The sequence below is a fragment of the Brevibacillus brevis genome (genome assembly GCF_001039275.2).
Taxonomy (GTDB): Bacteria; Bacillota; Bacilli; order Brevibacillales; family Brevibacillaceae; genus Brevibacillus; species Brevibacillus brevis_C.
The window spans coordinates 4025525-4051263 of record NZ_CP030117.1 but is presented as its reverse complement, the minus strand read 5'-3'; the positions used below and the strand labels follow the sequence as shown (position 1 = coordinate 4051263).

The 25739-nt window shown below is 48.3% G+C and carries 31 protein-coding genes, 1 other RNA gene and 2 riboswitches; of the genes, 21 read left to right on the top strand and 11 right to left on the bottom strand.

Annotated elements, in window-relative coordinates; translation table 11 throughout:
* The 5 genes from AB432_RS19445 (at position 1) to AB432_RS19425 (ending at position 4709) form a co-directional block, all read left to right on the top strand.
* The gene (locus AB432_RS19445) at positions 1-990 is read left to right on the top strand and encodes a Gfo/Idh/MocA family protein (RefSeq protein WP_048033680.1); all 990 of its coding nucleotides are present in this window, start codon (positions 1-3) and stop codon (positions 988-990) included.
* 20 nt (positions 991-1010) lie between these two features.
* Positions 1011-1634 carry a cyclase family protein gene (locus AB432_RS19440; protein WP_048033679.1) on the top strand — a complete coding sequence of 208 codons (624 nt, stop codon included), beginning with the start codon at positions 1011-1013 and terminating at the stop codon, positions 1632-1634.
* 125 nt (positions 1635-1759) lie between these two features.
* Positions 1760-2275: a DinB family protein gene (locus AB432_RS19435; protein WP_048033678.1), complete on the top strand. Its 516-nt coding sequence runs from the start codon at positions 1760-1762 to the stop codon at positions 2273-2275.
* A gap of 7 nt (positions 2276-2282) precedes the next feature.
* Entirely contained in the window at positions 2283-2774 is a 492-nt protein-coding gene (locus AB432_RS19430; protein ID WP_048033677.1) for a methylated-DNA--[protein]-cysteine S-methyltransferase, read from the top strand.
* A gap of 298 nt (positions 2775-3072) precedes the next feature.
* A riboswitch (SAM riboswitch) is annotated at positions 3073-3179 on the top strand.
* A gap of 66 nt (positions 3180-3245) precedes the next feature.
* Positions 3246-3357, top strand: a riboswitch (SAM riboswitch).
* Between the two features lie 86 nt (positions 3358-3443).
* Positions 3444-4709: a homoserine dehydrogenase gene (locus tag AB432_RS19425; RefSeq protein WP_048033675.1), complete on the top strand. Its 1266-nt coding sequence runs from the start codon at positions 3444-3446 to the stop codon at positions 4707-4709.
* A 62-nt stretch (positions 4710-4771) separates the two neighbouring features.
* Here the strand turns inward: AB432_RS19425 and AB432_RS19420 are convergent, their stop codons facing one another.
* Positions 4772-5941, bottom strand: a complete 1170-nt coding sequence (locus AB432_RS19420) for a CapA family protein (RefSeq protein ID WP_048033674.1) — start codon at positions 5939-5941, stop codon at positions 4772-4774.
* Between the two features lie 77 nt (positions 5942-6018).
* On the opposite strand from AB432_RS19420, the gene AB432_RS19415 reads away from it, so the two are divergent.
* Positions 6019-6834 carry a VOC family protein gene (locus tag AB432_RS19415; protein ID WP_048033673.1) on the top strand — a complete coding sequence of 272 codons (816 nt, stop codon included), beginning with the start codon at positions 6019-6021 and terminating at the stop codon, positions 6832-6834.
* Positions 6835-6891: 57 nt separating this feature from the next.
* Here the strand turns inward: AB432_RS19415 and AB432_RS19410 are convergent, their stop codons facing one another.
* Together AB432_RS19410 and AB432_RS31330 are read right to left on the bottom strand one after the other, a co-directional pair.
* Complete coding sequence (locus tag AB432_RS19410) at positions 6892-7896, bottom strand: arsenic resistance protein (RefSeq protein WP_048033672.1); 1005 nt, start codon at positions 7894-7896, stop codon at positions 6892-6894.
* A gap of 137 nt (positions 7897-8033) precedes the next feature.
* Positions 8034-8162 (bottom strand): hypothetical protein, encoded by a 129-nt coding sequence (locus AB432_RS31330; protein WP_256434912.1) that lies wholly within the window; start codon positions 8160-8162, stop codon positions 8034-8036.
* Positions 8163-8331: 169 nt separating this feature from the next.
* Between AB432_RS31330 and AB432_RS19400 the strand changes: the two genes are divergently transcribed.
* Positions 8332-8739 (top strand): NUDIX hydrolase, encoded by a 408-nt coding sequence (locus AB432_RS19400; protein ID WP_048033671.1) that lies wholly within the window; start codon positions 8332-8334, stop codon positions 8737-8739.
* A gap of 52 nt (positions 8740-8791) precedes the next feature.
* Here AB432_RS19400 and AB432_RS19395 read toward each other — a convergent pair whose 3' ends face one another.
* Together AB432_RS19395 and AB432_RS19390 are read right to left on the bottom strand one after the other, a co-directional pair.
* On the bottom strand, positions 8792-9271 hold the full coding sequence (locus tag AB432_RS19395; protein WP_048033670.1) for a CcdC family protein: 480 nt from the start codon (positions 9269-9271) through the stop codon (positions 8792-8794).
* A 94-nt stretch (positions 9272-9365) separates the two neighbouring features.
* Positions 9366-10565 (bottom strand): MFS transporter, encoded by a 1200-nt coding sequence (locus tag AB432_RS19390; RefSeq protein WP_048033669.1) that lies wholly within the window; start codon positions 10563-10565, stop codon positions 9366-9368.
* Positions 10566-10759: 194 nt separating this feature from the next.
* Here AB432_RS19390 and AB432_RS19385 point away from each other — a divergent pair, with 194 nt between their 5' ends.
* Entirely contained in the window at positions 10760-11440 is a 681-nt protein-coding gene (locus AB432_RS19385) for a CPBP family intramembrane glutamic endopeptidase (protein WP_048033668.1), read from the top strand.
* 21 nt (positions 11441-11461) lie between these two features.
* Complete coding sequence (locus AB432_RS19380) at positions 11462-12013, top strand: RNA 2'-phosphotransferase (protein ID WP_048033667.1); 552 nt, start codon at positions 11462-11464, stop codon at positions 12011-12013.
* On the opposite strand, the gene AB432_RS19375 is transcribed toward AB432_RS19380, so the two are convergent.
* Entirely contained in the window at positions 12010-12543 is a 534-nt protein-coding gene (locus AB432_RS19375) for a DUF309 domain-containing protein (protein WP_048033666.1), read from the bottom strand. The two genes, AB432_RS19380 and AB432_RS19375, sit on opposite strands and share 4 nt — an antisense overlap.
* Positions 12544-12634: 91 nt before the next feature.
* Between AB432_RS19375 and AB432_RS19370 the strand changes: the two genes are divergently transcribed.
* A complete protein-coding gene (locus tag AB432_RS19370) occupies positions 12635-12883 on the top strand; it encodes a hypothetical protein (protein ID WP_048033665.1) in 249 nt (82 codons plus the stop codon).
* A 51-nt stretch (positions 12884-12934) separates the two neighbouring features.
* Here the strand turns inward: AB432_RS19370 and AB432_RS19365 are convergent, their stop codons facing one another.
* Entirely contained in the window at positions 12935-13105 is a 171-nt protein-coding gene (locus tag AB432_RS19365) for a YjzC family protein (RefSeq protein ID WP_007728413.1), read from the bottom strand.
* A gap of 492 nt (positions 13106-13597) precedes the next feature.
* Here AB432_RS19365 and AB432_RS30845 point away from each other — a divergent pair, with 492 nt between their 5' ends.
* From AB432_RS30845 to AB432_RS19345, 4 genes are all read left to right on the top strand, one after another.
* Positions 13598-13792, top strand: coding sequence for a hypothetical protein (locus AB432_RS30845; RefSeq protein WP_201265896.1), 195 nt, complete (start codon positions 13598-13600; stop codon positions 13790-13792).
* Positions 13793-13888: 96 nt separating this feature from the next.
* The gene (locus AB432_RS19355) at positions 13889-14239 is read left to right on the top strand and encodes a DUF4870 domain-containing protein (protein WP_017249475.1); all 351 of its coding nucleotides are present in this window, start codon (positions 13889-13891) and stop codon (positions 14237-14239) included.
* Between the two features lie 130 nt (positions 14240-14369).
* Positions 14370-15545 (top strand): CaiB/BaiF CoA transferase family protein, encoded by a 1176-nt coding sequence (locus AB432_RS19350; protein WP_048033664.1) that lies wholly within the window; start codon positions 14370-14372, stop codon positions 15543-15545.
* Between the two features lie 18 nt (positions 15546-15563).
* Entirely contained in the window at positions 15564-16334 is a 771-nt protein-coding gene (locus tag AB432_RS19345) for an enoyl-CoA hydratase/isomerase family protein (protein WP_048035890.1), read from the top strand.
* A gap of 7 nt (positions 16335-16341) precedes the next feature.
* Here the strand turns inward: AB432_RS19345 and AB432_RS19340 are convergent, their stop codons facing one another.
* Positions 16342-16767 (bottom strand): Gmad2 immunoglobulin-like domain-containing protein, encoded by a 426-nt coding sequence (locus AB432_RS19340; RefSeq protein WP_048035889.1) that lies wholly within the window; start codon positions 16765-16767, stop codon positions 16342-16344.
* A gap of 142 nt (positions 16768-16909) precedes the next feature.
* Between AB432_RS19340 and ssrS the strand changes: the two genes are divergently transcribed.
* Positions 16910-17100: non-coding RNA, 6S RNA (ssrS, locus tag AB432_RS19335), on the top strand.
* A gap of 85 nt (positions 17101-17185) precedes the next feature.
* On the opposite strand, the gene AB432_RS19330 is transcribed toward ssrS, so the two are convergent.
* The 3 genes from AB432_RS19330 to AB432_RS19320 are packed head-to-tail and all read right to left on the bottom strand — an operon-like array spanning position 17186 to position 19782.
* Complete coding sequence (locus AB432_RS19330; RefSeq protein WP_048033663.1) at positions 17186-17632, bottom strand: hypothetical protein; 447 nt, start codon at positions 17630-17632, stop codon at positions 17186-17188.
* 32 nt (positions 17633-17664) lie between these two features.
* Positions 17665-18006 carry a DUF2512 family protein gene (locus AB432_RS19325; protein ID WP_047068205.1) on the bottom strand — a complete coding sequence of 114 codons (342 nt, stop codon included), beginning with the start codon at positions 18004-18006 and terminating at the stop codon, positions 17665-17667.
* Between the two features lie 36 nt (positions 18007-18042).
* On the bottom strand, positions 18043-19782 hold the full coding sequence (locus AB432_RS19320; protein ID WP_048033662.1) for an Rqc2 family fibronectin-binding protein: 1740 nt from the start codon (positions 19780-19782) through the stop codon (positions 18043-18045).
* A gap of 179 nt (positions 19783-19961) precedes the next feature.
* On the opposite strand from AB432_RS19320, the gene AB432_RS19315 reads away from it, so the two are divergent.
* From AB432_RS19315 to priA, 6 genes are all read left to right on the top strand, one after another.
* Positions 19962-20846, top strand: coding sequence for a YicC/YloC family endoribonuclease (locus AB432_RS19315; RefSeq protein WP_048033661.1), 885 nt, complete (start codon positions 19962-19964; stop codon positions 20844-20846).
* Between the two features lie 24 nt (positions 20847-20870).
* The gene (gene remA / locus AB432_RS19310) at positions 20871-21131 is read left to right on the top strand and encodes an extracellular matrix/biofilm regulator RemA (RefSeq protein ID WP_015891999.1); all 261 of its coding nucleotides are present in this window, start codon (positions 20871-20873) and stop codon (positions 21129-21131) included.
* A gap of 16 nt (positions 21132-21147) precedes the next feature.
* Positions 21148-21768, top strand: a complete 621-nt coding sequence (gmk, locus tag AB432_RS19305; RefSeq protein ID WP_048033660.1) for a guanylate kinase — start codon at positions 21148-21150, stop codon at positions 21766-21768.
* A gap of 4 nt (positions 21769-21772) precedes the next feature.
* Positions 21773-21979 (top strand): DNA-directed RNA polymerase subunit omega, encoded by a 207-nt coding sequence (gene rpoZ, locus AB432_RS19300; protein WP_016742004.1) that lies wholly within the window; start codon positions 21773-21775, stop codon positions 21977-21979.
* Between the two features lie 75 nt (positions 21980-22054).
* Positions 22055-23302 carry a bifunctional phosphopantothenoylcysteine decarboxylase/phosphopantothenate--cysteine ligase CoaBC gene (gene coaBC, locus AB432_RS19295; protein WP_048033659.1) on the top strand — a complete coding sequence of 416 codons (1248 nt, stop codon included), beginning with the start codon at positions 22055-22057 and terminating at the stop codon, positions 23300-23302.
* Complete coding sequence (gene priA / locus AB432_RS19290) at positions 23299-25734, top strand: primosomal protein N' (RefSeq protein ID WP_048033658.1); 2436 nt, start codon at positions 23299-23301, stop codon at positions 25732-25734. Before coaBC ends, priA begins: the two co-directional genes overlap by 4 nt.
* Positions 25735-25739 lie beyond the last annotated feature (5 nt).

The following is a 25739-nucleotide window of genomic DNA, read 5'->3' as shown; positions in this document are numbered from 1 at the left end:
ATGCGATTTGGCGTAATTGGAACGAACTGGATCACCGAGGAATTTATCCAGGCTGGTCAAGAAGTAGAAGGATTTTCTCTTCAGGCTGTTTATTCACGTACCATCGAACGCGCCAAGGAATTCGCTGACAAGTACCATGCTCCATTCGCCTATAACAGCCTGGAAGAAATGACTGCAAGCAAAAATGTGGACGCAGTCTATATTGCGAGCCCCAACTCCTGCCACGCGGAGCAAGCGATCCAGTGCATGGACGCGGGGTTACACGTATTATGCGAAAAGCCACTGGCTTCCAATGCGTTTGAGGTTGAAGAAATGATCCAAGCAGCGAAAAGAAATGACGTGCTGCTCATGGAGGCTGTCAAATCTACTTTGCTGCCCAATTTTTTTGCGATACAGGACAACCTGCACAAGCTGGGAAAAGTACGGCGCTTTATTGCTAGCAATTGCCAATATTCTTCGCGTTATGATGCGTATCGCGAAGGAAAGGTTTTACGTGCTTTTGATCCTGCTTTTTCAAACGGAGCCTTGATGGACATCGGAATCTATTGTCTTTATCCGCTACTCATCCTTTTTGGCAGACCAGATGACATCAAAGCAGAAGGAATTGTGCTTGATTCTGGTGTGGACGGAGAAGGCAGTATGCTTTTGAAGTATCGAGAGATGGATGCAATCATTAGCTTCTCGAAAATTACGACCTCCTATCAACCAGCAGAAATTCAAGGGGAGGACGCTACGATGGTGATCGACCGAATCAACCATCTCAAAGAAGTGGACATTCGTTACAGGGATGGACGAATCGAGCAAGTGACAAGGCCTCAAACCCCGAAGACCATGCATTATGAAATAAGAGAATTCCTACACTTGGCGAGAAGCGGGGCCAGACAGTCTGCAACGAATTCGCATGAAGTATCCAAAATGGCCATGCAGGTCATGGATGAAGTGAGAAGACAGATGGGGATTGTTTTTCCAGCGGATCGAAAAAAACAGTAGGCAAAGGGAGGGCGTTGGGGATGAAAATGTATGATGTAACCGCCACCGTGTACGAAGGAATGACGGTGTATAAAAACAAGCCGGAAAAGCAGCCGAAAATACGAACCACTACCAATGGCTATGTAACAGAATCGAGAATCGACATGGACCTTCACACTGGTACCCATGTGGATGCTCCCCTGCACATGGTGAATGCTGGCGATACATTTGAGAGTATTTCCTTGGAGAAGCTAGTGGGCAGCTGCAAGGTTCTCGATCTCACCGCGGTAGAGGACAGGATCACTCGCTCCGACTTAGAGAGCTTCGATCTTGTGCGAGGAGATTTTGTCCTGTTTAAAACGAAAAACTCTTTTGAAGAGGCGTTCTCTTTTGAATTCATCTTTCTGTCAGAAGAAGGGGCAGAGTATTTAAGTGAGCTGGGTGTGCGGGGCATTGGTACCGATGCACTTGGAATCGAACGCGCCCAGGAAGGACACCCCACACATAAAAAGCTGTTTGCAGCGGGAGTCATTGTCGTGGAAGGCTTGCGGCTAGGAGAGGTCCCACCAGGCGAGTATTTTTTGGTAGCTGCACCACTCAAGCTGATCGGCACGGATGCAGCCCCGGCAAGGGTCCTACTGTTTGAAGGCTTACATAGCGTATAATGGTGACGGTCACCCGCCTGTGAAGATCAGGCGGGTGCGTTCGTATTGGGCAAGAAATGTTTGGCTGAGGATGCATAGTGGTATAATTTGTCTATCCAAAATGAATGAAGAGGAGTGGGAAATACATGCTCAGACGACCAAAGCAGGATGAATACGCTGCATATTTTGACTATTATATTGGAATTGTACCGGAGGGGGATCTGCAAACGATCCTCACACAACAAGGAGAGAGGCAAGTCGCGTTATTTTCGTCACTTGCGCCTGAGCAAATTGATTATCGGTATGCACCAGGCAAATGGACGGTAAAAGAGGTTTTGGGTCATCTCGTCGATACAGAACGCATCATGAGCTATCGCTTGCTGAGAATCGCGAGAGGAGATCAGACACCCCTCGTTGGTTTTGATGAGAATGCTTTTGTCGAACACGGGTGTTTTCAGCGAAGAGACCTCTCTGATTTAGTGGAAGAGTATAAGGCTGTTCGGGCTTCCACCATCGCGCAGGTTCGCGGAATCTCTCCAGAAGCGTGGTTGCGTACAGGACTTGCCAACGGAAACAAGCTATCTGCAAGGACGCTGGCCTATGTGATTGCTGGACATGAAGCTCACCACAGAACCATTTTGAAAGATCGGTATCTAGGGTAGGTCTTGTATGGAGAGATTACAGACAATTGACTATGTTTCGCCACTCGGCATCTTGGAAATCAGTGGGACAGAAGACGGGGTATGTTCGATCATGTTCACAGATCGGGACGAACCCATTTTGCTTGAACAAGAAGACAAATGCCTAGAGCCTCTCCTCGTTTGTCGGCAACAACTGGACGAATATTTTTCCGGCGAGAGACAGTCCTTTTCTGTTCCCCTGTGTATGAAAGGGACAGACTTTCAGAAAACAGTCTGGCACACATTGACCACCCTTCCCTATGCGCACAAGATTACGTACACGGAGCTAGCCGCGTTGATTGGGAAGGAAAATGCGGTGAGGGCTGTCGGGAATGCCAACGGAAAAAATCGGCTGAACATCATCGTACCCTGTCACAGAATTATAGGAGCAAACGGGAGTTTAACAGGCTATTCGGGTGGCTTGTGGCGAAAGGAATGGCTACTGGCCCACGAGCAATGTTCACAAAATAGGGAAAAATAAGGTAAAATCTGAGGGTAGTAGTGAGAATAGACAATTTCATAGATGGAAACAGGTTCCTTATGGCGTGCGACGATGCAACTTATGATTTGCCAATGGTGCGGATATGTCGAGGAAAAAGAGCAGCCTGAGGAATGCCAGGAGGGCGGGTTTCATTGCACTTGCTGCAAGATGGAAGAGGTAGAAAGCCTGTTCACCCACAATTGAAAGCCTGGCGAAATCAGCTTGCAATCAGAAAAGAAAGAATTTTGTTGACGCTTGCCTTGGAATTTCTTAGAATAAAGCTCAACAGCATAAATGGTTCTTATCCAGAGAGGTGGAGGGTCTGGCCCGATGAAGCCCAGCAACCGTTGCATATTGCGACAAGGTGCCAATTCCTGCGAGACGTTTCGTCTCGATAGATAAGAAGCGGGTTACTCCATTAGTAGATGAACCTTCTTCTTAGCGAAGAAGGTTTTTTTCAATTTCATATTTTCTTTATCCAGAGAGGTGGAGGGACTGGCCCGATGAAGCCCGGCAACCGTCACGCATATTTTGTGACAAGGTGCCAATTCCTGCAGGACATATACGTCCTGGTAGATAAGGAGGAGGAGCAGTAGCTGCTAACAAGCCTTCTTCTTATCGAAGATGGCTTTTCTTTTTATCTAAAATTCGGGGTATGGGGTGGTCAGGATGAGTGCAGAAGTGGTACGCGTGGGATTATTGGGATTGGGGACAGTGGGTGGAGGCGTAATCAAAACGATCCGTTCACAACAGGAGAAGCTGGCTTCTCGTCTGGGTAAACGAATTGAGATCGTCAAGGCATTGGTGCGTGACTCGGAAAAAGAGCGGGCGGTTCCTATCGACCCGACTTTACTGACAACAGACTTTGAGGATGTATTGAACAGCGATGTGGATATCGTGGTGGAGGTCATGGGCGGTGTAGAACCTACCTATGACTACGTCCGTGCTTTGATCGAAAAGGGCTGCCATGTAGTAACTGCTAACAAAGAACTTTTGGCGAAAAAAGGAACAGAGCTAGTCGATTTGGCCAATCAGCATCAAGTGCATCTTGCCTATGAAGCGAGTGTGGCAGGGGGCATCCCGATCTTGAGCGTGCTCCGGCAGTTCCTGCGCACGAACGATATTCAAGGCGTTCGCGGTATTCTCAACGGAACAACGAACTTCATTTTGACGAAAATGGAGGCAGAGCAGCTCTCTTACCAGGAGGTGCTCAAGCAAGCGCAGGAGCTGGGCTATGCGGAAGCAGACCCTCGTTCGGATGTAGAAGGCTTTGATGCTATGTACAAGTTGTATATCTTGGCACAGCTTGTTTACGGAGAATCACTGCCTTTAGCAGATGTTGTTCGCAAAGGAATTGCAGATTTGTCAGCAGGTCACATTCGGATTGCGAGCGAGCTGGGATACCGGATCAAGCTGATCGCGCAGGCCTATCAAGCTGAGAAAGGAATTCGCCTATCTGTTGAACCAACCATGCTTCCGCTGAGCCATCCGTTGGCACAAATCCACGACGCGTTTAATGCTGTACAGCTATCCGGCAACATCGTGGGAGACTTGTTGTTTACAGGAAGAGGGGCAGGAGAGCTCCCTACAGCGAGTGCTGTCGTCGAGGATTTGGCCTATTTATTGACACAGCCATTCACACCGCATCCTACCTGGAAAGAAAAAACGGCTCCCAAAGCTGGTGTCACGGTGGACTCGGAAGAACACGTCCTGTGTTATCTGGAGGGCTCATGTCATACTGCTACGCCAGACCGTGTCTTGCATTTCCTTCAGCAGGCAGGAGTCAACGTGCATAAACTTAAAGTCCAATTCGACTTAGGAGGCGTCTTGCGCGCAGGTTTGATCGTGACAGGAATCAGTGAAGAGCACGAGTCCCTATTGAAAAATGATTTTGGCTTAGAAGTGCGCTGCTTCCCCATTATCGAATCTGCGTAAGAAAGAGGAATCATAAGAAGAAGAGCCGTATCTCTAGTTAGCTAGAAACACGGCTTCTTTTGTCAGGGGGCAGTCTCCACCGCTTTTGCACGCGGCTGTACACGCCCGTCGCTTTGGATGTCAACCCTTTCAGAAATGGATTCAATGCGTTTTAGCAGGGCAGCGCCGTTGCTTTCATTCATGGGTACAGCTTGTCCCAATTCTGCGTGAAACGGAAGCATCGTCAGCTCACAATCACCACTTTTCGTACAGCTTGCTTGCAGAACCATCGTTTCCCAAGTCTTGGGTTCGTTTGATCGTGTGAAAATGAAATTGCCGAGACTGTACGCAATCCATTTTTCGTTGTATCGTTCAAAACCTTGCAGGACATGAGGATGACCGCCAACAATCAAATCTGCACCAGCATCGATGTAGGCACGAGACAACTCTTTTTGATGATCGACAGGATAATCGGAGCGTTCCTTACCCCAGTGTGCAATCACCACGACGAGATCCGCTTGGTTGTTCGCATCTTGGATCGCTTTCACTGCTAGCGTAGGATCATAGGAAGCGGCCATACCCGGCTGGGAATTCCCTGCATACCAGCTCGTTTCGGGAATGACCCTGCTGAAGCCGAGAATCGCGATCTTGATGCCGTTCTTTTCTATCAATACAGGAGAATAGGCACGGCTTGCATCCTTTCCGGCGCCGACGTATTCAATCCGGTTTTTGTCCAAAGCGTCAAAGGTATCCAGTAATCCCGGAACTCCTTGGTCCATGGAGTGATTATTGGCGAGATTCACCACATCAATCCCAGCGTTTTTCATGGCAGGAACAGCAAGTGGCGATGATTTGTAGACATACGCCTTGTTCTGTGCAGCAACACCTGTTTCGGTGATCGGTGTCTCCAAATTGGCAATCGTGATATCATCTTGCAAAAAGAGCGAGCTTACATGCTTGTATGGGTAGTCATAGCTGTTTGCGAGTAAGGTTTTCTCTACATTTCCTGACATCATGATGTCACCGACAAAGGTGAGCTGCACAGAAGTCTTTTGGTTCACGGTATTGTCAGGAGCAGGCTGCGTGTTCGGGTTGGTATGTTCTCTATCCATGGCAGTTTGGAATAGGTAGTAGGTTCCGACGACGAAGATGGCCAACACGCTAAAAAGGAGCGTGCTCTTCCCAACACGTACCCATTTTCTGCGTGAGTGCTTGCGCCGAGCTTTTACCCGGCTTGATCTGGTCTCGTTCATTTTTCCCCCTTGTCTTTCTATCCTTACATCAATGAGTTTTGATATCCTATAAGTAATACGAAAAGAGGCGAAAAAAGGTGCGATTAACTTTTGATCATTTGGTTCATTTTGTACAGCGAACTCCTCAGGAAGCATCGGAACAATTTTGCCAGGCGGGTTTTCATGCGGTAGCCGGAGGGCGTCATGCGTCTTGGGGAACATGGAATAGCCTTAGTTATTTCGGGCTTTCCTATGTTGAATTTTTGGCGGTTGAACACGAGGAGCTTGCTCGACAATCAGATAATCCACTCGTACGTCAATGCATCGAGGACGAAGCAAAGGGAGAAGGATTTAGCCAGATTGCGCTTCGGACCAGCGAGATGGATGCGTGGGCAGAGCGCCTGCGAAGCCAAGGTTTGCAGGTGACGGGACCTGTTGCGGGAAGTCGTACGCGTGATGATGGCACGACCCTTCGGTGGCGGATGTTGTTTCTCGAAGATGCAGATAGTGCTCTTCTACCGCCATTTCTCATTGAATGGTCGCAGACAGATGAAGAAAGAATAGAAGATTTGACAAATCGTGGTATCATTGGTGCACATCCGAACGGTGCAGCCCATCTCCAGTCAGTAGGCTATGCAGTAAAGGATCTGGAAGAAGCAACAGCCCTTTGGCAAAGCTGGTTTGGATGGGAGAAGAGCGAAAAATTCCACGATAAAGAACTGGGGGCCATTTGTCAGGCATTTGAGCTTCCGGGTGGAAATGTAGTACTTTGCCAACCGACTGAGGAGGGATTGGCGCAGACTACATGGAAAAATCGTGGGCAGAGACCGTTTTTTGTGAGGCTGACAGGAGCGAGCAAGAATAGCGAGTATAAGATTGGTGGAGGATCTTACTTTCTAGCAGCGCTGGAATAGTTGTTTGGAAGAGAGGGAGGCGGTACCAACGCACCGCCCGTCATGTAGATCGTTTCATTATCTACCAAGCCTATTCATTTTGTTTTCAGCAGTTCCGTTCGTCTCTCGTAAAAGTACATTTGGAACAAGACGAATATATAAGAGTTCCCCAATAAGTTCTACAATTGTTTGCGTTACGATTACAGCAGACACTACCCCGTTTAGAGGTTCAGGTAGCGCCAGTGCAAGCGGTAGAACGACAAGAGAGTTACGGGTTCCTGCGCTAAAGATAAGAGCCCGCCCCGCTCGGGTATCTAAACGGAATATACGAGAAACGATACGTGCAATCAATGGTGTAATGGCCATATATGCTACATAGACGGGAATCACTTGGCTAATAAAATGATAAGAGGTATATAGTTTAGAGATTTGGGATGCAACAACAATAAAGAGGGTTAGTGCCATAAAAGGCACGGGAAGCCATGCTGTCGCATCAAGAAAACGTTCTCCGTGTGGTTTGCGTCTTGACCACCATTGAGTAAGGAGAGCAAGTCCCAGTGGAACAACAATAAGGCCTAAAAATGCTTCGAGAAACGGCCCGACACTCACAATTTCTGCTGATGTCTTGCCCATAAAAAGCGCTAAATAAATTGGCAATAAAAGCATTTGTGTGACAAAGAGTATAGGGGTCGAAACCAAAACAAGCTTTTCGTTCCCTCGACCAAGATGTGTAAAGACAATAACATAGTCAATGCAGGGGGTAAGCAAAACAAGAAGTACACCTAATAATATTGCCGGATCGGTTGGAAGAAACCGAGTTAACCCCCAAACCAGAATAGGTACAGCTATGTAATTCGTAACAAGTAGCGCATAGATGAACTTTCGATTCGCCAGTGCCTCTTGTAAACGAAAAAACGGTATTTGAGTAAACATTCCATACAGTAAGATGGCAAGTATGAACGAAATCATACGATCTAAGCTTTCACTGGATTCTGGCCACAACAACCCAGTTCCAGCGGCAATCATTAGTACGAAAGCATAGAGCCATACTTGATTCTTTTCTAATTGCTCTCTTGAAATCACTTCTTGTACTTCCCCTTCCTAACACGAACCCGTATTTTCTATCTTCTCCAAGCATGCCGACCATGTGAGACCTTTACAGCTTAGCCCACTGTCTAGTATCTGTATCATCGAGTTAAGCTGTTTTTTCTTCTCCTCAGTTAGGAGCGTTTTTGCTTTGCGATCTGCTCCCACCGCTCGGAAAGGGGATCACGGGTATCAAAGCCTTCTAGCAAAATAGCGATTTCCTGAATGCTAAAGCCGGTGCGTTCAAGTAGTCGTTTTGTCATACCCGCGTTGCCCAATGCTAAGTCCAGCCATGACTTTACCCCTTGACTTAACGTTAACTTTAAGTTTTATGATCAATTATATCTTGTTACCAAAGGGGAATATAGTATTGAGTAAAGACTCAGTCTATCAAGGCTGGAATAGTCGTTTAGAAGAAATGGAGGCATACATATGGGATCACCCCGACATATTGTGTCCGCAGCAGCGATTATCATCAATGAGCGTCAGGAGATTTTATTGATCAAGGGTCCGCGTAGAGGCTGGGAAATGCCTGGTGGCCAAGTAGAGGAGGGCGAATCTCTTGCACAGGCAGCCATTCGAGAAACAAAGGAAGAATGCGGCTTGGAGATTGAAGTGACGAAGTTTTGCGGTATTTTTCAAAATGTTAGGAAAAGCCTCTGCAATGCGTTATTTTTAGCCAAGCCGGTGGGTGGAGAATTGATCACGACCCCGGAATGCTTGGAGGCAGGCTTTTTTTCGGTAGAGAAAGCTTTGGAGATGGTCACTTGGAAAAACTTTCGGCAACGCATTGAGCTGTGTTTGCGAGAAGAAGAGCATCCGTTTTATGTAGAGTTTTGATCCGAGGAACCGAAAATGAAAGAAACCACCTCGCAATGGAGGTGGTTTTCTATTAGGTACCAAACGTCTTTTTGGTTAAATTCCGGTACATCACCAGCATCGCGATGCGCCAAGGTACGAGCATACCGAATGCGAGCAAGAAGAACAGTCCACCCGTTTGAATCGGTGTAAAGCTATCATTGATCAGCAGTTTAATAATCAGCCGGATGACCAACAGACCGGACAAAATAAAGAAAAACGCACGGGACCGTTTCAAATACACATCTTGCCCAATGATTTCGAAGCGTGACGTCATAATCAGCGGAATCGAAAAGATAAGCCCAACCACAAAGGCAGCAATATCAAACTTGGGCGGTAATTGCGCCTCCGGGAACAAGAACATCGCAAACCCTGTCGCCATAAAGAAGGGTGGCAAAATAATGCTTTTTGCAGAAGCCGGCTTTTTTTGCCGACGCATTCTCACAATGATCACTGCAATAGCCATCACGAGAGGCAGCAGGATTCCCAAAATGGGAGAGGAAAGGATCTGCATGGAAAAACGCCTCCATAAGTGTTCAACATACTTCCACTAGTGTACACCAAAGTATGGTCTATGGGAAAGCGTTTGTCATGGTACGTTTCCACTACTAGGCAGCTGCTTCATCGTGGGACCGTACATCCAGCTTATGCTTTTTACTGTAGAAGAAAGTCAACAAGCCAAAGAGCAATGTCACCGAGCCGATGAAGAGGAGGTAACCGCTAATGCCGAGAAGGTCCAGCCCAACTCCTGTAATCGCAAGAGCCAACAAGAAGAATCCACGATCCAGCATGCTTTTGAAAGAAAAGAATCGCCCTTGCTGGTGTGGAGGCAGGCGCTTCTGGAAAATCGTTGCCGTGACAGGGAAGAAGAAAGCAACGACAAATCCGAACACCGAGAAGGAAGCAAGTACCATGAATTTGTTATCGGCGAATGACATGCCGAACTGGGACAGCGCGAAGAAAAAGAGCATGATGGTGGACGCTGCCACGAGGTTTCTGCGGCCTATCCAACGTTTTGCCAAGAGCCCCCCAATCAAAATGCTGATTCCTTCTGCTGCATAGATCCATCCCATGAGCTGCGGTTCCTGTTGCAGCTCGCTAAAGTTCAAGATCATCAGGTTCACACCGCCGAGGAATAAGGTGATCAACCCGTTATTAATCAATCCGACAAACAAGGCTGGATCCTGTCGCGAGATTGTCAGTACTTCGCGAAACTCCACTTTTTCCTGAATCTTCCGAGAAGTGACTGGCGGAATGCGGAGAAAGAGCGTGACGACAGCGAGTACAGCGTACGCGATGATGGAGCACACATACAGCATGGACAAGTCCATGGACGCAACGAGTATTCCACCGATTGCCGTTCCTCCAATGCGCGAGAGGGTAGAGATATTTAAATATGCGCTGTTCGCCTTGAGTAACTCGTCCTGGGAAAGGATGGCTGGCAAGGAAGCCTGTACGGTTGGAAAATAAAACGCAGCAGAGCATTGCATCACGATCAAAGATACAATCATCCACAGAAGAGAATCGTTTGCAAGAGCTGGGAACATGAAGACTGGGCTGAGTGTTCGGACCAGGCTGGCAAATAGCATGATCCTGCCTTTGTCGTACATGTCGATTACCACACCCGCTTTAGGGGCGAGGAGGATGCTGACCACCAATCCACACATCAGAATCAAGCCCTTCACCGTATCAGAAGGAACGAGTTTCTGCATGAACGAAAGATTGGCAATAATCGAAATCCACATGCCCGCTCCCGCGACGATCTCTCCGCTCATTAAAAGCAGAAAGGTACGATTACGCCATAACATGAGAGCCACTCCAAACATTCGTTAGATAGGTAAAAATTTGAACAGATCCATTCAGTTGATAAAAAGCGATTTCTCTAGTATAGCATTCATGCAAACGCTTGTATATTTATTGTCTTTGTGGGTATTCTTCGCCTATATAACGGACAAACTAACGCAATACTGCGGCCATTACGCCCAAAAGGAGCTATTCGTAAATGGCGCGAAAACGAACGATGCTACTGTTGATTGTGTATGGATTTGCTGCGACACTCACGATCTTTTACGGACTGGTGGAAAAGCATAGCGTCATTGTCACGTTCTTTACTTTTCATGTGCTCGTTTGCATCTGTATCCCCGCCCTTCACGGATGGTGGGAAGGAGATTTGCGAAAGCACTGGCGTTTAGCGTGGGGAAGTTTTGAATGGCAGGGTACTTTATACGGACTGGCATTTGGCGTTCTTATGTTGACAGGAGTGCTGGCAGGGCTTTGGTTGCTCCTGCAAGAACCGGGAAGAACTGAAGCCGTTCGAACAGGTATGGAAGCATGGGGGATTGAACGCCGCTGGATTTGGGTTTTTTCCTTCTACCTCATTTTCATTAACTCACTACTGGAAGAATTGTTCTGGCGAGGCTTCGTATTGCAGCGGTTGCGCGCATCCTTGTCCCGCTTGATGTCCATTTTTCTTTCCAGCTTTTTTTATTCCTTGTATCACCTGATTATCTCTACGATCCTATTTGGTTTTCGAAACGGCTTGCTCATTACAACGATGGTTTTTGGTGCAGGGTTGATTTGGGGATGGATGAAAGGAATGTTTCCTTCGATTTATCCAAACTGGATGAGTCATCTGTTCGCGGATTTGGGTCTCGCACTAGCTGTGGTTCTCTGGATTTATTGATCGGATAGGAGGGCGAAACTGATGCTGGCGATTCATGAAGAAACGAGACTTCGCAAGCGATTGCTCAGTATACTTCGGCAAAACAGTGAAGCATTTCAACTCTACTATGACACGTATGGTTATACCCCGGTTGAGCCGTTGCTGGACTATCTTCATACGCTAAAAGGGTGTACGTACATAACCAGGCAAGATCTTCATCAAGTCATGGAATTCGATCCGGAGCGTAGTATCGAATGGGACGGTGGAGCACTCATTCGAGTTACCTACGGCTTTTTGCCCTCCATTGCAAAAAACAGGCTCATCGAGATCGTACCACCTGACGTTCTGTATTACGGGACACATCGAAAGTTATTGAAGCAGGTACTCACTGGCGGTCTGTTGCCGATTGCCAGTGAGTATGTGCAGCTTGCAGAGAGGCCGGAGCATATTGGAGTGCCGACAGACACATTGCGCCTCGTCACTGTGAATGCAAAGGAGGCCCATGAAGCCGGCATTTGCTTTTACCGAGTGGGTGAGCACTATTGTTTGAGCGATGCTGTCCCAGCCAGTTATTTGCAGCAGTACGCAGATTAGTTCGACTCGTTGTTTCGACGTGCTTCGCGCATTTGCAACTGGTGCTGACGTTCTGCCAAAACGTCGCTTCGATCCCTCAAGGTATGCTTATTCAGCAAGTAGGCGTCATGCATATTACTATCCCGATGTTCAGGGTGATTTTGCATCGTACAAGCCTCTTGATACGCCTGTTTCAAAGTATCTGTCATGGGCAAGGACAGGCTTCGATAGGGCTGACCATTTTGTATTTCCGTCAGGCGCTCTTCAAGCAGACTCGCCAGACTGTCACTATCCAACCCAAGCTTTTGGATGTCAAGATGATGCTTTTTGACGAGGGATACAGCGCTTGTGAGCATTTTGATTGCCCCTGACTGATTCCCTCGTCTCTGGTGATAAAGAGCGACGGAGATTTGAATCAAGCCAACCCACACTGGCTGCCGCTCATGTGGAGGAGCGCTTTTCCAATACTCCTCGAGAATCTCATGACACTCAAAATAATCGCGTTCTACATGAAACTGAATCAAATAATCCAGATACGGTTGCGGATACATGGTGATCTTCACCTCACTGCTTGGTTTTCAATGGTTCGATTATGTACTATTATAAAGCATAGAGAGTAGAAAATGAGGTGTAAAACGATTTATGACAAGAGATGAACTCGTAGCCGTATTGGAAAAAAAGCGAATGACCGAAATCATAGAACTGATCGAGGATGCTGAACAGGGAGAACTGGAAGAGCTCGAACTCGTGGAAAGCCTGGGATTGCTCATGGATCAGGAGTTGAACAAAGAAGTCCTTTCGTTATTGGAGAGCTTGGGTGTCACCATTATTTACTTAAGCGGCGATGAAGAAGACGAAGAGGAAGAAGACGACGAAAACGACGACAATTAGTAAAAAAGAGAACCAACCTTGTGCATAGTGCCAGGTTGGTTTTTGCATTCCTTACTTTTGTGTCCATACGCGATTTTTATTTCGTGTAGCGGGGAACTTTTCCCCTCTGGAAAGCTCGATGATCATCGGGTCCTGCACACTTGCACCGGACTCACCAATCTCCATGTATACGGCATTTTTCGGAGACTTTTCTCCTTCACGAAAACGGCTGTGTTCTCCCACGAAGGCACCTTCTTCCTAAGGAATTGTCATCTGAATTAGTATGACCCGGTACACTCGCTTCATGCTTTCCCTTTTAATTCCTTTTGGAGAGGTGAATACAGTTACCTTTGTGTCTCCAGCAAGAAAGGCTGGTTGATTGTCGGCAAGGGAGGAATTCCTGACCACCATGGTATTAATAAGCTGCGTAAGCTCGTTTCCCATTAAATGAGATGAATGAATAGGCTCTCATCTATCGGAGGAATTGCCGGCAGGATTCGTTATTTTTGAGGGCAGATGGTCAGAAAAAGCGCGGTCCAATCAGCCATTGACCACTCTTACTACTCCATAGCCTACGAGACATACGCTGATTTTGACTCGTGTATAGACTGATGTCCATGCCGATATGCCTTCACCTACATACCTTGTAGATGTAACGAACAGGAAGGAGTGAGGTTAATGAGTTGCGGATGCAGAAGATCTCGTCGCAGATGCTTTAAATGCTGCGAAAAGAAAGTGTACAGAAAGCATTGCTTCTACAAGCCACACTACAAAACCCATTGTAAACCATACGGTCGTAGTTGTGGACACGGTCACTTTGGCGGCTTTGACCACTTCGGCGGCGGTTACGGCGGTTTCGATGGTTACGGCTCCTCTTATGGTGGCGGATACGGTGGCGGGTACGGTGGAAGTCACGAGAGCAAGTATTAATAGAGAAAGGCGCCGTAGAGGCGCTTTTTTCGTTTTTTCGCAAGTTTTGCGCAATTTGTCGTACAATAGAGGAAAAGGATTAATGGAGGTATGGATATGCAATTCCTGAATGGGAAAGAGGAACGAATGTGGGCGATGATCGTGCATCTATCTGCCTTCCTTGGTTTTATCGTTCCGTTCGGCAATGTACTAGGACCTTTAATCGTATGGTTGATCAAGCGGGAAGAGGGAGCCTTTTTTTATCAGCATGGAAAAGAGGCGCTGAATTTTAGCATCTCGGTGACGATTTATGCCGCCATTTCAAGTTTGTTGATCATCATTTTTATCGGCGCACTATTATTGGGGGCCCTCTTTATTTTTTGGGCAATCTTCGTTATTATCGCTGCGGTGAAAGCAAATGAGGGAAAAGAATTCCGTTACCCGCTCACTCTCCGGTTTATTAAATAGCCGTTCTTGGAAAAGTCGTTCCACTTGGGACGGCTTTTTGTATTTGTTTGAATTTTCTATTAAAAAGAGGGTGAACAGTCGTTCATCTCGAATTACAAGAGAGTGTAGTCGGTGAAGGGGGAGTCAAATCATGTTGACGGGAGTGACGATTGTTGATTTTTCTCGCCATCTTCCAGGTCCGATTTGTACGATGCGCCTCGCTGATTTGGGGGCGGAGGTCATCGAGGTGGAACCGTTTCACGACAAAGCTCACTCACCGTTAACCGGGCCTTCTCATCCCGAAGCTAGAGAGACGGGAGCGTTTTACCTGCGTTCACATCGCAATCATAAAAGCATTTCCTTGAATTTGCGGACGAATGAGGGAAAAGCGCTCGCGTTTGCTCTGGCCAGACAGGCTGATGTCGTGGTGGAAAGCTATCGACCAGGTGTGATGCGACATTTGGGACTGGATTACGATCGCCTGTGGGAGATGCACCCTGCGGTCATTTATTGCTCCGTGACGGGCTATGGCCAAAGCGGCGAGCTATACCAAATAGGGGGGCATGACTTGAATGTTCAGGCAGTAAGCGGATTTCTCTCACTGGTTCGCGATCTGGAAGGCAGGCCTGTCGTTGCAGATATTCCGCTATCTGATTATGTGCTCGGGTTGTATGCCAGTGAACAAATATGCGCGGCGCTTGTGCAGCGTGCACGGACAGGACGAGGAGCTTATTTGGATGTTTCGTCGGCTGACTTGTTTAGTTCCTGGACAGGCCTGCATGCACTGTTTATGTCATACAGCTCCTCGATTGGACGAGAGACCGGGAGAGGGAGTTTGCTGGCGTATCAGGTCTATGAGACAGCAGACGGTCAGTATGTCGCCCTTGCTGCGTTGGAAGAGAAGTTCTGGCTTAATTTTTGCCGCGCGGTAGGAAGAGCAGACTGGGAGCTATGCCATCGAGCTAGTGTTGCTGGGCATCCAGAGTTGTTTGAAGATATGAAAGCACTGTTTCTGTCCAGAACCCAAGCAGAGTGGAGTGAGCTGGGTAGTGAAGTAGATTGCTGTCTGACCGCCGTTGAAGATTGGGAAAACTGGGCAGACAATCCGTACGTTGCGAACAGGGAGATCGCGTATACGCTTCCTTATTTGGAAAAGAAGTCGCCCGAACAAGAGGAGAGCTTCGCGCATCGATACAGGGCGGAGCGATTGTCACCCCCGTGGCACACCGATTACACGTACGAGCTGCTCAAACGCAAGCTGAACCTCACCGAGGAGGATTTGAGCAGGCTGCAAAGGCAGGGGGTTATTCCTTCCGCTTCTTCATAGGAAAGGGTGAGAAAAATGATGGAACAGGATCATCATTCGCAATTGCTCGTAACAAAAGCTGGTGGAATCTGCACGATTACACTTAACAGGCCACAGGTCCTCAATGCGATGACGGTTGAAATGTTTTCCCTTTTGCAGGACGCGATCGCAAAAGCTTCAGCAGATGAGGACGTCGATGTGCTTATTTTGCGGGGAGCGGGGGGAAACTTTTGCTCCGGTGCTGATTTGGGCGTGTTAACTGCGCTGACGGATAAGCGTGACGCTGATCAATCATTGACGATCATTAATGATTTCATCACCAACTTGCATCAAATGCCAAAGCCCGTAATTGCAGTCATCGAGGGAGTAGCCGTCGGAGCGGGACTCAATCTCGCGTTGCATGCTGATTTTGTCATTGCGACGGAAGATGCCCTTTTGCAGGAGCCTTTTGTCCAGATCGGTCTGACAACGGATTTTGGCGGGACATACCTTATGCCAAGGCTTGTTGGTACGGCGTGGGCGAAGCGTCTCGCGTTGTTGGGAGAAAGGATTACAGGGAAAAAAGCGGAGGAAATCGGCTTGATCTATCGAGCGGTAGAAGCCAGTCAAGTCGAAAGTGAGGTTGAAAAATTAGTTGCTGCGGTACGTCGCCTGCCGAAGGAAGCGTATGCTGTAACAAAAGAGGGGTTGGGACGCTGCCAGGCAAACGGCCTAGAATATGCACTGGCCTGGGAAAAGCAACAGCAGCCGTCCCTGATCGCACGTCCTGAATTTCAGACGCTTGTTCAAGCAAAGCTAAAGCGGACGTAGTGACGATTTATTTTGGCAGTGGGATGCTTAACTCATGAATGCGCTGTCCTGTCGCTGCACTTTCCTCGAACAAAGAGAGCACAGGTGATTTTGCGCTCGGGTCCAGCTTGAGATCGATGGAAAAGCTCCCCCAGTCAGGAGCGCCCATGCTAGCTGTCACAAAGCTATTTGCCAATGTCTTGTCTCCGTCCGTCACGACGAATCGTACGTTGGCTTCGTTCACGCGTGCTTCACCTTTAATCGTATATTGCCCTTCTCCTGTTTTGGTGATCGCAATATTCCGAAATGATTCATTCTCATATCGACCCTTGTCCTCGCTAACCGGATGAGAATTTGTGCTGGCTACTGCGGACGGAATGATGGTGGGGAATGATACAGCAGTCAAGCCCATGGCGAGTAAGCAGGTTGTCAGCATGTTTGTTCGAAATTGCATGTTTTTCCTTCCTTTCATTCGTTTTCCTCTCTAGGTTGGCGAAATTAGAATGGAACTATTCTTGGGATTGATTAGACAGAAAAGTCCAAAGGCAACTTTATCCGTTGAGCAAAGGACCATTCTGTGATAAAGTAGGGATATCAAGATCCTGCGATGTACGATAGGCCGTAAATGTTTCTAACCTTATACGTGTTTTTTGGGAGACGGAAACTGTGATGGATGTCAGGCCCACCTCCTTTTTGGATGCATGGGAAGGCTGAAGTGCAGAAGGGTCGCCCACCTGTGTGAGCGCAGGTTATAGAAACATGAGGTCAACGGCAGAGCGGGGACTTGGCCGTTTATGAATGCAATGAATTGCCGATAACACAAAAAACCACTTGGAATCTGCTTCCAGGTGGTTTTTGTTTTTGTACTGAGATCAATGTGTGGTTTTGTTTTGTTTGCCCGAGCCGTGACCCTGCCCTTGTTTTTGGGAGCCCTGGTCTTGATCCCCGTGATCGACAATAGTCAGGTCCTTTTCAAGTGTTTGGGAGTCTTGGGCGTCTTGAAGAATTTGATACATTTGCAGGAAATTTGCTTTTTGTCCCTCAGGAATTCCTTTAATGCGAACGGTCAGTTCTTGCGGGCCGCCGCCGCCATTTTGCTGTTGCCCACCTTGGCTGTTCCCTTGCCCGCTGTGTTCATTGGAACTCGGTTGCTCATCAAGAAAGCTGAGAAACATCGAGTCGCTGTCTTGGTCTTGTTGGTTGTTTTGTCCGCTGTTTTGTGATTGCTGTCCTTGTCCGTTTCCGCCTTGTCCGCCTTGCTGTTCAAACAGCACGTTGAATTCGTTAAGATCGGTCTGGATGATGCCAATGACGTTCATCCTGATCCTCCTTCCAAAATAGAAATGATGCTTCAGCCCGGATGCTTGGAATGGTGGACACCGTGCCGTTGCAGGTAACCATGGAAAAAGTATTCGACCACCGTGATGGCAAATGCCGTCAACAACAAACCAGATAAGGATATGGTCTGACCAAACAAGTAACAGCCAAGCCACAAGGAGGCATACACGAACAAGAAATCAGCGGAGCTCGCAAACGTATTGTTCGTACGTGGGAGGATTGTCAAATCAAGTACATAACCCAGTAGACTGACAATCACGCTTGCGAGCACTGCAAACATTAGGGACGTCCCTGACCACCAAAGCCCTGGAATGGCAATGATTCCGTTAAACAAGAGCTTGAGAACGATGTTCAAAGAGCGAACACCACCTTTCATGCCCTTAGTATGAACTTAGGTAGTCGCGCTATTCGTAGAAGAGGTGTTTGATTTTAGACGGCGGATCAGTGCTTCATCTGGGGTCACATACAGCGTTCGTTGCTGCTCGTAGATTACATAGCCAGGCTTGGCTCCGCTCGGTTTTTTTACATGCTTGACGAGCGTGTAATCTACGGGAATTTGACTTCCTTCTTTGGCGCGACTGAAATAAGCCGCCAGATTTGCTGCTTCAAGCAACGTCTCATCCGAAAATTCCCGAGCGCGAATGACGACATGGGACCCAGGGATATCCTTGGTGTGTAGCCAAGTTTCTTGCGAAGATGCGAGCTTGTTGGTCAAGAATTCATTTTGTTTATTGTTTTTGCCGACCAAAATTTCAATGCCGTCCGAAGAAAGGTACGCATCCAGCTCGGGTCGGGTGTCTTTTTTCTTGCGCGGACCGCGTTTTTTACGATCTCGCATGTAGCCTTGCTCCACGAGCTCCTCGCGAATTTCTTCGGCATCTTTTAAAGTGGCATGCTCCAGTTGAACCAATACGCCGTCCAAATACAAGAGTTCTGTCTTCGCTTGCTCGATCTGCTCACTCACGATAGAAAGGCTGTTTTTTGCCTTGTTATACCGCTTGTAATACGACTGCAAATTTTCCGAGGGGGTCTTCAATGGATCGAGCGGAATCGTGATGGTACCTCCCGCTTCGTCGTACCAATTGACAGTGACGAGCTCGCGATCCCCTCGCTTCATTTGATGCATATTGGCGGTGATCAATTCACCGTACAGGCGGAACTGATCTGCTTCATGCGCATCTTGCAGTGTTTGCTCGAGCTTCTCGATTTTCTTTTCATTTTTATTGCGCTCAGCGGTGACAAAACGAATTAAATCGTGCGCACGCTGCTTGACGGTATCACGGAGCGCCTTTCCTTCGTAAAATGCCTGCAAGCATTCTTGGACGGAAGGATAGGGGGTGCTAACCCCGTTTGAGAGATGAGTCAGCTCAACGACGTGAAAATACGCTTTGCCATTTGCCTCTACAATGGATGGCACATACTCATGAGCGCTGATTGCCTTCATCACCTGTGAAAAGGCTGCCCACAGTGTTTCACGATTCGCGAGGCCGGATCTGTGCAAAATTTCTTTTGCCAATAAGGGACTGATCCCGGTATAGCCATCTACGATTTGCTTGTCCAAACGACCGCCGTTCCAGTCGAGGGAAGAAAGAAACGCTTGCTCGGTTACAGTGAGAGGGTCGCGTTTATCTTGGCTCGGAGGAGAGACGTAAGGTCTGCCAGGCGTAACTTGTCTGTACTGGCTAATGGCGAGCGTCACGTGCATGGCGCTATCCAAAATCATTCCGGTTGCAGGATCGATGAGGATGATGTTACTGTGCTTTCCCATGATCTCTACAATAATTCGGCGAACAGCCGTGTCACCCAGCTCATCCCGGGTGCGTACGTCGATGTGAATAATTCGCTCCATCCCGATTTGCTGGACAGATTCAATGACGCCGCCTTCGCAATGCTTGCGCAACAGCATGCAAAACATTGGAGCTTCCAGCGGATTCGTGAATTCTTCTGTTGTAATGTGCAAGCGGGGATAGGTCGGGTTTGCAGACAGGAGGAACCTTACTGTTTCTCCTTGTGTCCGTACTTGCATAACAATATCGCTATGGTGGGGCTGGTGGATTTTCGAGATGCGTCCTCCTACCAGTTTATGTAATTCCCGCGCAACAGAGCGGGTTACTACGCCATCAAATGCCACAAAAGTCACCTCAGATCAAAAAAATGGCTAGAATAATAGTATAGAGAGCTGCCAGTCACAGTGTAGCATAAGTCAGAGCAAGGAGGAATCTTATCGTGGTGGGGTTGCTTCGGTTGACACTGCCAAGAGTTGTCTCCTATAATAAATTAACGATTTTGCGTCTATGGAAGTGAAAACTTGTGATTCGAAGCATGACTGGTTACGGTAGAAAAGAAGATAGCAAAGGCTCCATTCGAGCAACAGTCGAGATTCGTGCAGTGAATCACCGCTTTTCTGAGATTGTCGTGCGTCTACCCAAAGCATGGAATATGCTTGAGGATTCGATTCGTAAGCTGGTCGCACAGTATGTCAGAAGAGGGCGTGTCGATGTCACTGTCTCAGTGGAAGGGAAAAATTCTTCTGCTACGGTTATGGACATTGACTGGGATGTAGCGGAACAGCTAGTCTCCATTTCCCGTGAGATGACTCAGCGTTTTTCGCTAGAGACGCCTTTAACCGTCAAGGATCTGCTACACTTTCCTGGCGTGATACATACCAAAGAGTCAGAGGACAATGTGGAGGAGCTGGCAGAGTGGCTCCAAGACCTGGTCAGGGGCGCAGCAATGGATCTCGTTTCGATGAAAGAGACCGAGGGTAATCTGTTGCACGCTGATCTAGCCAGTCGCCTGACTGCCGTCAACACATGGACACGGGAGATCTCCCAGTTGGCCCCACTTTGTAGGGAAGATTACAAGGGCCGACTTGAGCAACGCGTAAGTGAGTGGGCCGGTTTGACACCTTTTGAATTGGACCCTGCTCGTGTAGCGCAAGAGGTTGCCTTTTTCGCTGATAAAAGTGATATTAGTGAAGAGTTGACCCGTTTAGATAGTCATTGCCAACAGTTTGCCATTCAATTAGGCAAAGAAGAAGCAATTGGTCGAAAACTGGATTTTCTGCTCCAGGAAATGAATCGGGAAGCCAATACGATTGCTTCCAAAGCGAATCATTTGCGCATTCAGCATCTGGCTGTCGAGATCAAGACAGAACTGGAGAAGATGCGGGAGCAAATACAGAATGTCGAGTAGCATGAAAGGATGGGCTGGGCCGTCATGGCAATCAAGCTAATCAATATCGGTTTTGGCAACATCGTCAATGCCAACCGCATTATTTCAATTGTAAGTCCGGAGTCCGCTCCTATCAAACGGATCATCCAGGAAGCGCGCGATCGCAACATGCTTGTGGACGCTACCTATGGGAGACGTACACGTGCAGTCATTATTACAGACAGCGATCACGTGATTTTGTCAGCGGTACAGCCAGAAACAGTGGCACAGCGCTTGACTACGAAGGATGACGAATCGGACGAATAAAGTAGGAGTGTAAACAATGAGTATGGTTGATCGTGGTCTCCTTTTGGTTCTATCCGGACCTGCTGGTGTGGGAAAAGGAACAGTATGCAAGGCACTTCGTGAAGTGATGCCTGATCTGGTGTATTCTGTTTCCGCTACCACACGCCAGCCGCGTCCTGGAGAGGTAGAAGGAGTTAATTACTTTTTTAAAAGCCAGGAAGAGTTCAAGCAGATGATTGAAGAAGATGCTCTTCTGGAATGGGCAGAATACGTAGGGAATTACTACGGAACACCTCGTCAGTTCGTGGACGATATGCTGAATGAGGGGCGCGATGTCATTCTTGAGATCGAGGTTCAGGGTGCTCTTCAAGTGAAAGAGAGCTTCCCGCAAGGTACCTTCCTGTTCCTGGCTCCGCCTGATTTAAACGAACTGGAAAACCGGATCGTGGGTCGCGGGACAGAATCACAAGAGATCATTCGCAAGCGCATGGAAGTGGCGCGTGCTGAAATCGAGCTCATGGACCACTACGATTATGTGGTCGTCAATGACGTCATCGAATCGGCTTGCGATCGAATTCAAGCGATTATTACAGCAGAACATCTGAAAAAAGATCGTCAGGTTCACAAATATCGCAAATGGTTACAGGAGGTTGAATAAAATTATGTTGTATCCATCTATTGACGAATTGACCGAAAAAGCGGAGAGCAAGTACATCTTGGTGACAGTAGCATCCAAGCGTGCGCGTCAGCTTCGCGAAAACAGCGAAATTCAAGTGGTGAGACCAAAATCCAAAAAGTTTGTAGGTTTGGCACTGGAAGAGTTCATCTCCGACGAGCTCGTTCACGAGTTTTTGGACGGTCGCAAATAAGCAGTCACCTTTAAAAACAACCTCACGAGGTTGTTTTTTTCGGATTTCGGATAGGGGAGAAAGGAGAGAGTGCAGATGCATTCGCTTGCAGGAAAACGAATTGTTCTTGGAGTATCTGGCGGCATCGCTGCTTACAAGGCTGCTGCACTGACCAGCAAGCTGACACAGGCAGGTGCATTGGTGCATGTCATTTTGACAGAGGGCGCCTTACAGTTTATTCAGCCTTTGACGTTTCAGGCCTTGTCTCACCTGCCTGTCTATACAGATACGTTTACGGAGCCAGACCCCCATGTGATTAGCCATATCGAACTGGCTGATCGAGCTGATCTCGTATTGATCGCGCCAGCAACCGCCAACGTGATTGGCAAAATGGCGAATGGCATTGCGGATGATATGCTGACGACGACTGTACTGGCTACGAAAGCGCCTGTCATGGTCGCGCCTGCCATGAACGTCAATATGTACAATCACCCTGCGGTTATCGCAAATATGGATAAGCTTACTGCTTATGGTTATCGGTTTGTTGAACCAGGTGTCGGGCTTTTGGCATGTGGCTGGATTGGCAAAGGACGTTTGGCGGAGCCCGAGGAAATCGTCGAAGCTGTGCGTCAATGGTTTGCTTCCGATGAGACCAGACAAACGATCCGTGAAAAAGATTTGCAGGACAAGCACGTATTGATCACAGCGGGACCGACTCGTGAAAAAATTGATCCAGTGCGTTACATAACCAATCATGCTTCAGGAAAAATGGGCTATGCCATCGCGGAAGCGGCACGAGACAGAGGGGCCAAGGTTACGCTGATCAGTGGGCCGACTTCCTTGGCACGTCCTGATGGAGTGGAATTCATCGCGGTAGAATCGGTACAAGAAATGTTTGATGCCGTTATGGAGCAGTTGCCGCACTGTGACATCGTCGTCAAATCCGCAGCAGTTTCCGATTATCGACCGAAGCATGTAGCAGAACATAAGATGAAAAAGGGTGATGGTCCACTCGAACTTGCGCTGGAGAAAGCACCCGATATTTTAAAGACCATAGGTGAGCGGAAAACGAAGCAGTTCGTCGTTGGTTTTGCAGCAGAGACCCAAAATGTGTTACAGCATGCCCAGTCCAAGCTGGAGCGAAAAAATCTCGATATGATCGTAGCTAATAATGTATTGCTTGAGGGAGCAGGTATGGGGAGCGATACGAATATCGTGACCTTGCTAACCCGTGGCGGAGAGCAACTGGCATTGGATAAATTGAGCAAGCGGGCTGTGGCAGACAAGCTGTTTGATGCTGTCCTTGCCGTGCAAGAGCATAGACCGCTTCGAGACCTGTCATGATTGCCCAAATTATCGTGGATGTTCCGGTCAATCGAACGAATCGACCTTTTGATTACCATGTTCCGCCTTGGTTGCGTCCACTGATTCGCATTGGCAGTCGTGTGGTTGTCCCATTTGGCCCCCGTCAACTGCAAGGCTATGTCATCGGGATTGTAGAGGAGGACGAAGCCATACCAGATCGTTCGCGACTAAAAGATGTCGTGCAGGTACAAGACGACACTCCTCCTCTAACGCCAGAGCTGCTAAAGATGAGCGAATGGATGTCCAAGCAATACTTGTGTCCGTGGGTAACCGCTGTACAGGCGATGCTTCCGGCTGTGCTCAAAGGGAAGTCGGAGAAGTGGCTGACGGCGACAGACGCATTGGACGAAGAAGCATGCGGGAGATCGGGGCTTCTGTGGGAATTGTTTCGCAAACGGCAAATTCCGCTCTCAGAAGTGGAGAAACAATTTGCGGAGGAGTATTTGCTCGTTCCGGGCTGGATACAGAGTGGTTTGCTTGCTACGGAGTATCAAGTAAGGGACAGAATTACCCGCAAGCAGCAGTCATTTGTCCGGAGCTTATTGGATGAGGGTAAGCTGGAAGAAGCAATTGGTTCTCTGCCAGCGCGGGCAGAGCAGATGCGCCGTGTCCTTCAATTAATGCTCTTGCACAAGGAGCAGTCCTTATCTGTACAAATGCTGCGGGATGAATACGGAATTACGCGCTCTCCGCTGAAAAGCCTGGAATCAAAAGGCTGGATCGCGATCGAGCAAGTGGAGGTTTACCGGGACCCGTACGCCAATCGGCGTTTCCAGGAAAAGCAGAAGCCTGTCTTTACCCCGCTACAGGAAGCGGTACTGGCGCCTATTTTGCAATCGATTGAATCGGGAACCTATGCTTCTTATTTGCTGCACGGTGTTACCGGAAGCGGTAAGACAGAAGTGTATCTCGAAGCGATCGAACGCACGTTGGAAAAAGGGCGGGAGGCGATCTTTCTCGTTCCGGAAATTTCACTGACTCCGCAAATGGTGGAGCGCTTCAAAGCCCGTTTTGGTGCAGACGTAGCTGTTTTGCACAGTGCCCTGTCACAAGGAGAGCGTTATGACGAGTGGCGCAAAATCATCCGCAATCAGGTCAAAGTGGTGGTAGGTGCACGGTCTGCCATCTTTGCTCCGTTTCGGAATGTTGGTTTGATTGTGATCGATGAGGAGCATGAGAGCTCGTACAAGCAAGAAGAGACCCCTCGCTATCATGCGCGAGAAGTAGCCTTGTGGCGAGCGAAGGAGAATCAGGGTGTACTTGTCATGGGAAGCGCGACTCCTGCCCTGGAGACGTATGCACTAGCTACCCGAGGTCGCTACGAGTTGTTGCGCATGCCGGAGCGTGTCGGGAATCGCCCGATGCCTGAGGTGCATGTCGTGGATATGCGCGAGGAGCTTCAGGCCCAGAATCGTTCGATGTTCAGCCGGAAGCTGCATGAGATGATTGCAGATCGATTGGCAAAAGAAGAGCAAATGGTCATTTTCCTTAACCGAAGAGGCTTCTCTACCTTTGTCATGTGCCGCTCCTGTGGCTATACGATGCGCTGCATTCATTGCGATATCTCACTTACTTATCATAAAACGAATCATACGGCGCGCTGCCATTACTGTGGATACACCATCGCCCAGCCCAAGCATTGTCCAGAGTGTCAGAGTGAGCATATACGTTTTTTTGGGACAGGAACGCAAAAAGTGGAAGCAGAGCTGGCAAAGCTTTTCCCTGGAATCCGGGTTATCCGAATGGACGTGGATACGACCTCGCGTAAAGGCTCTCACGAAGAGCTGTTAAACAAATTCCGCTCAGGTCAAGGCGACGTTTTGCTCGGTACCCAGATGATTGCCAAGGGCCTTGATTTTCCACGAGTGACGCTGGCGGGCATCATTGCAGCGGATACGTCCTTGCATTTGCCTGACTTCCGTGCAGCGGAAAAGACATTTCAGCTCCTGACTCAGGTAGGCGGACGTGCAGGACGACACGAGCTAGACGGAGATGTCGTGATTCAGACGTATACGCCCGAGCACTATAGCATTGTTCATGCGACCAAGCATGATTATCCCGCATTTTATCAGGATGAAATGATGCAGCGCAGACGAACAGGCTACCCGCCGTATTTCCGTCTCGTATTAATTACGTTTAGCCACGAGGATGTCCCTGTTGTTATCCGCGGTGCGCATACGATGGCTGACTATTTGCGGCAGCGTTTGGCTCAGACGACGATCCTCTTGGGCCCAGTTGCTTCGCCTATTGCAAGGGTGAAGGATAGATTTCGTTTTCAGATCATGCTAAAATATCGTGATGAACCGCAACTGTCAGAACTGCTCGCTCAGGCGACGGCTGCGTTTGAAGAATGGAACAAACAGCAGAAAGTATTGATGACGATTGACGTCGACCCTTACGTACTGCTTTAGGGAGG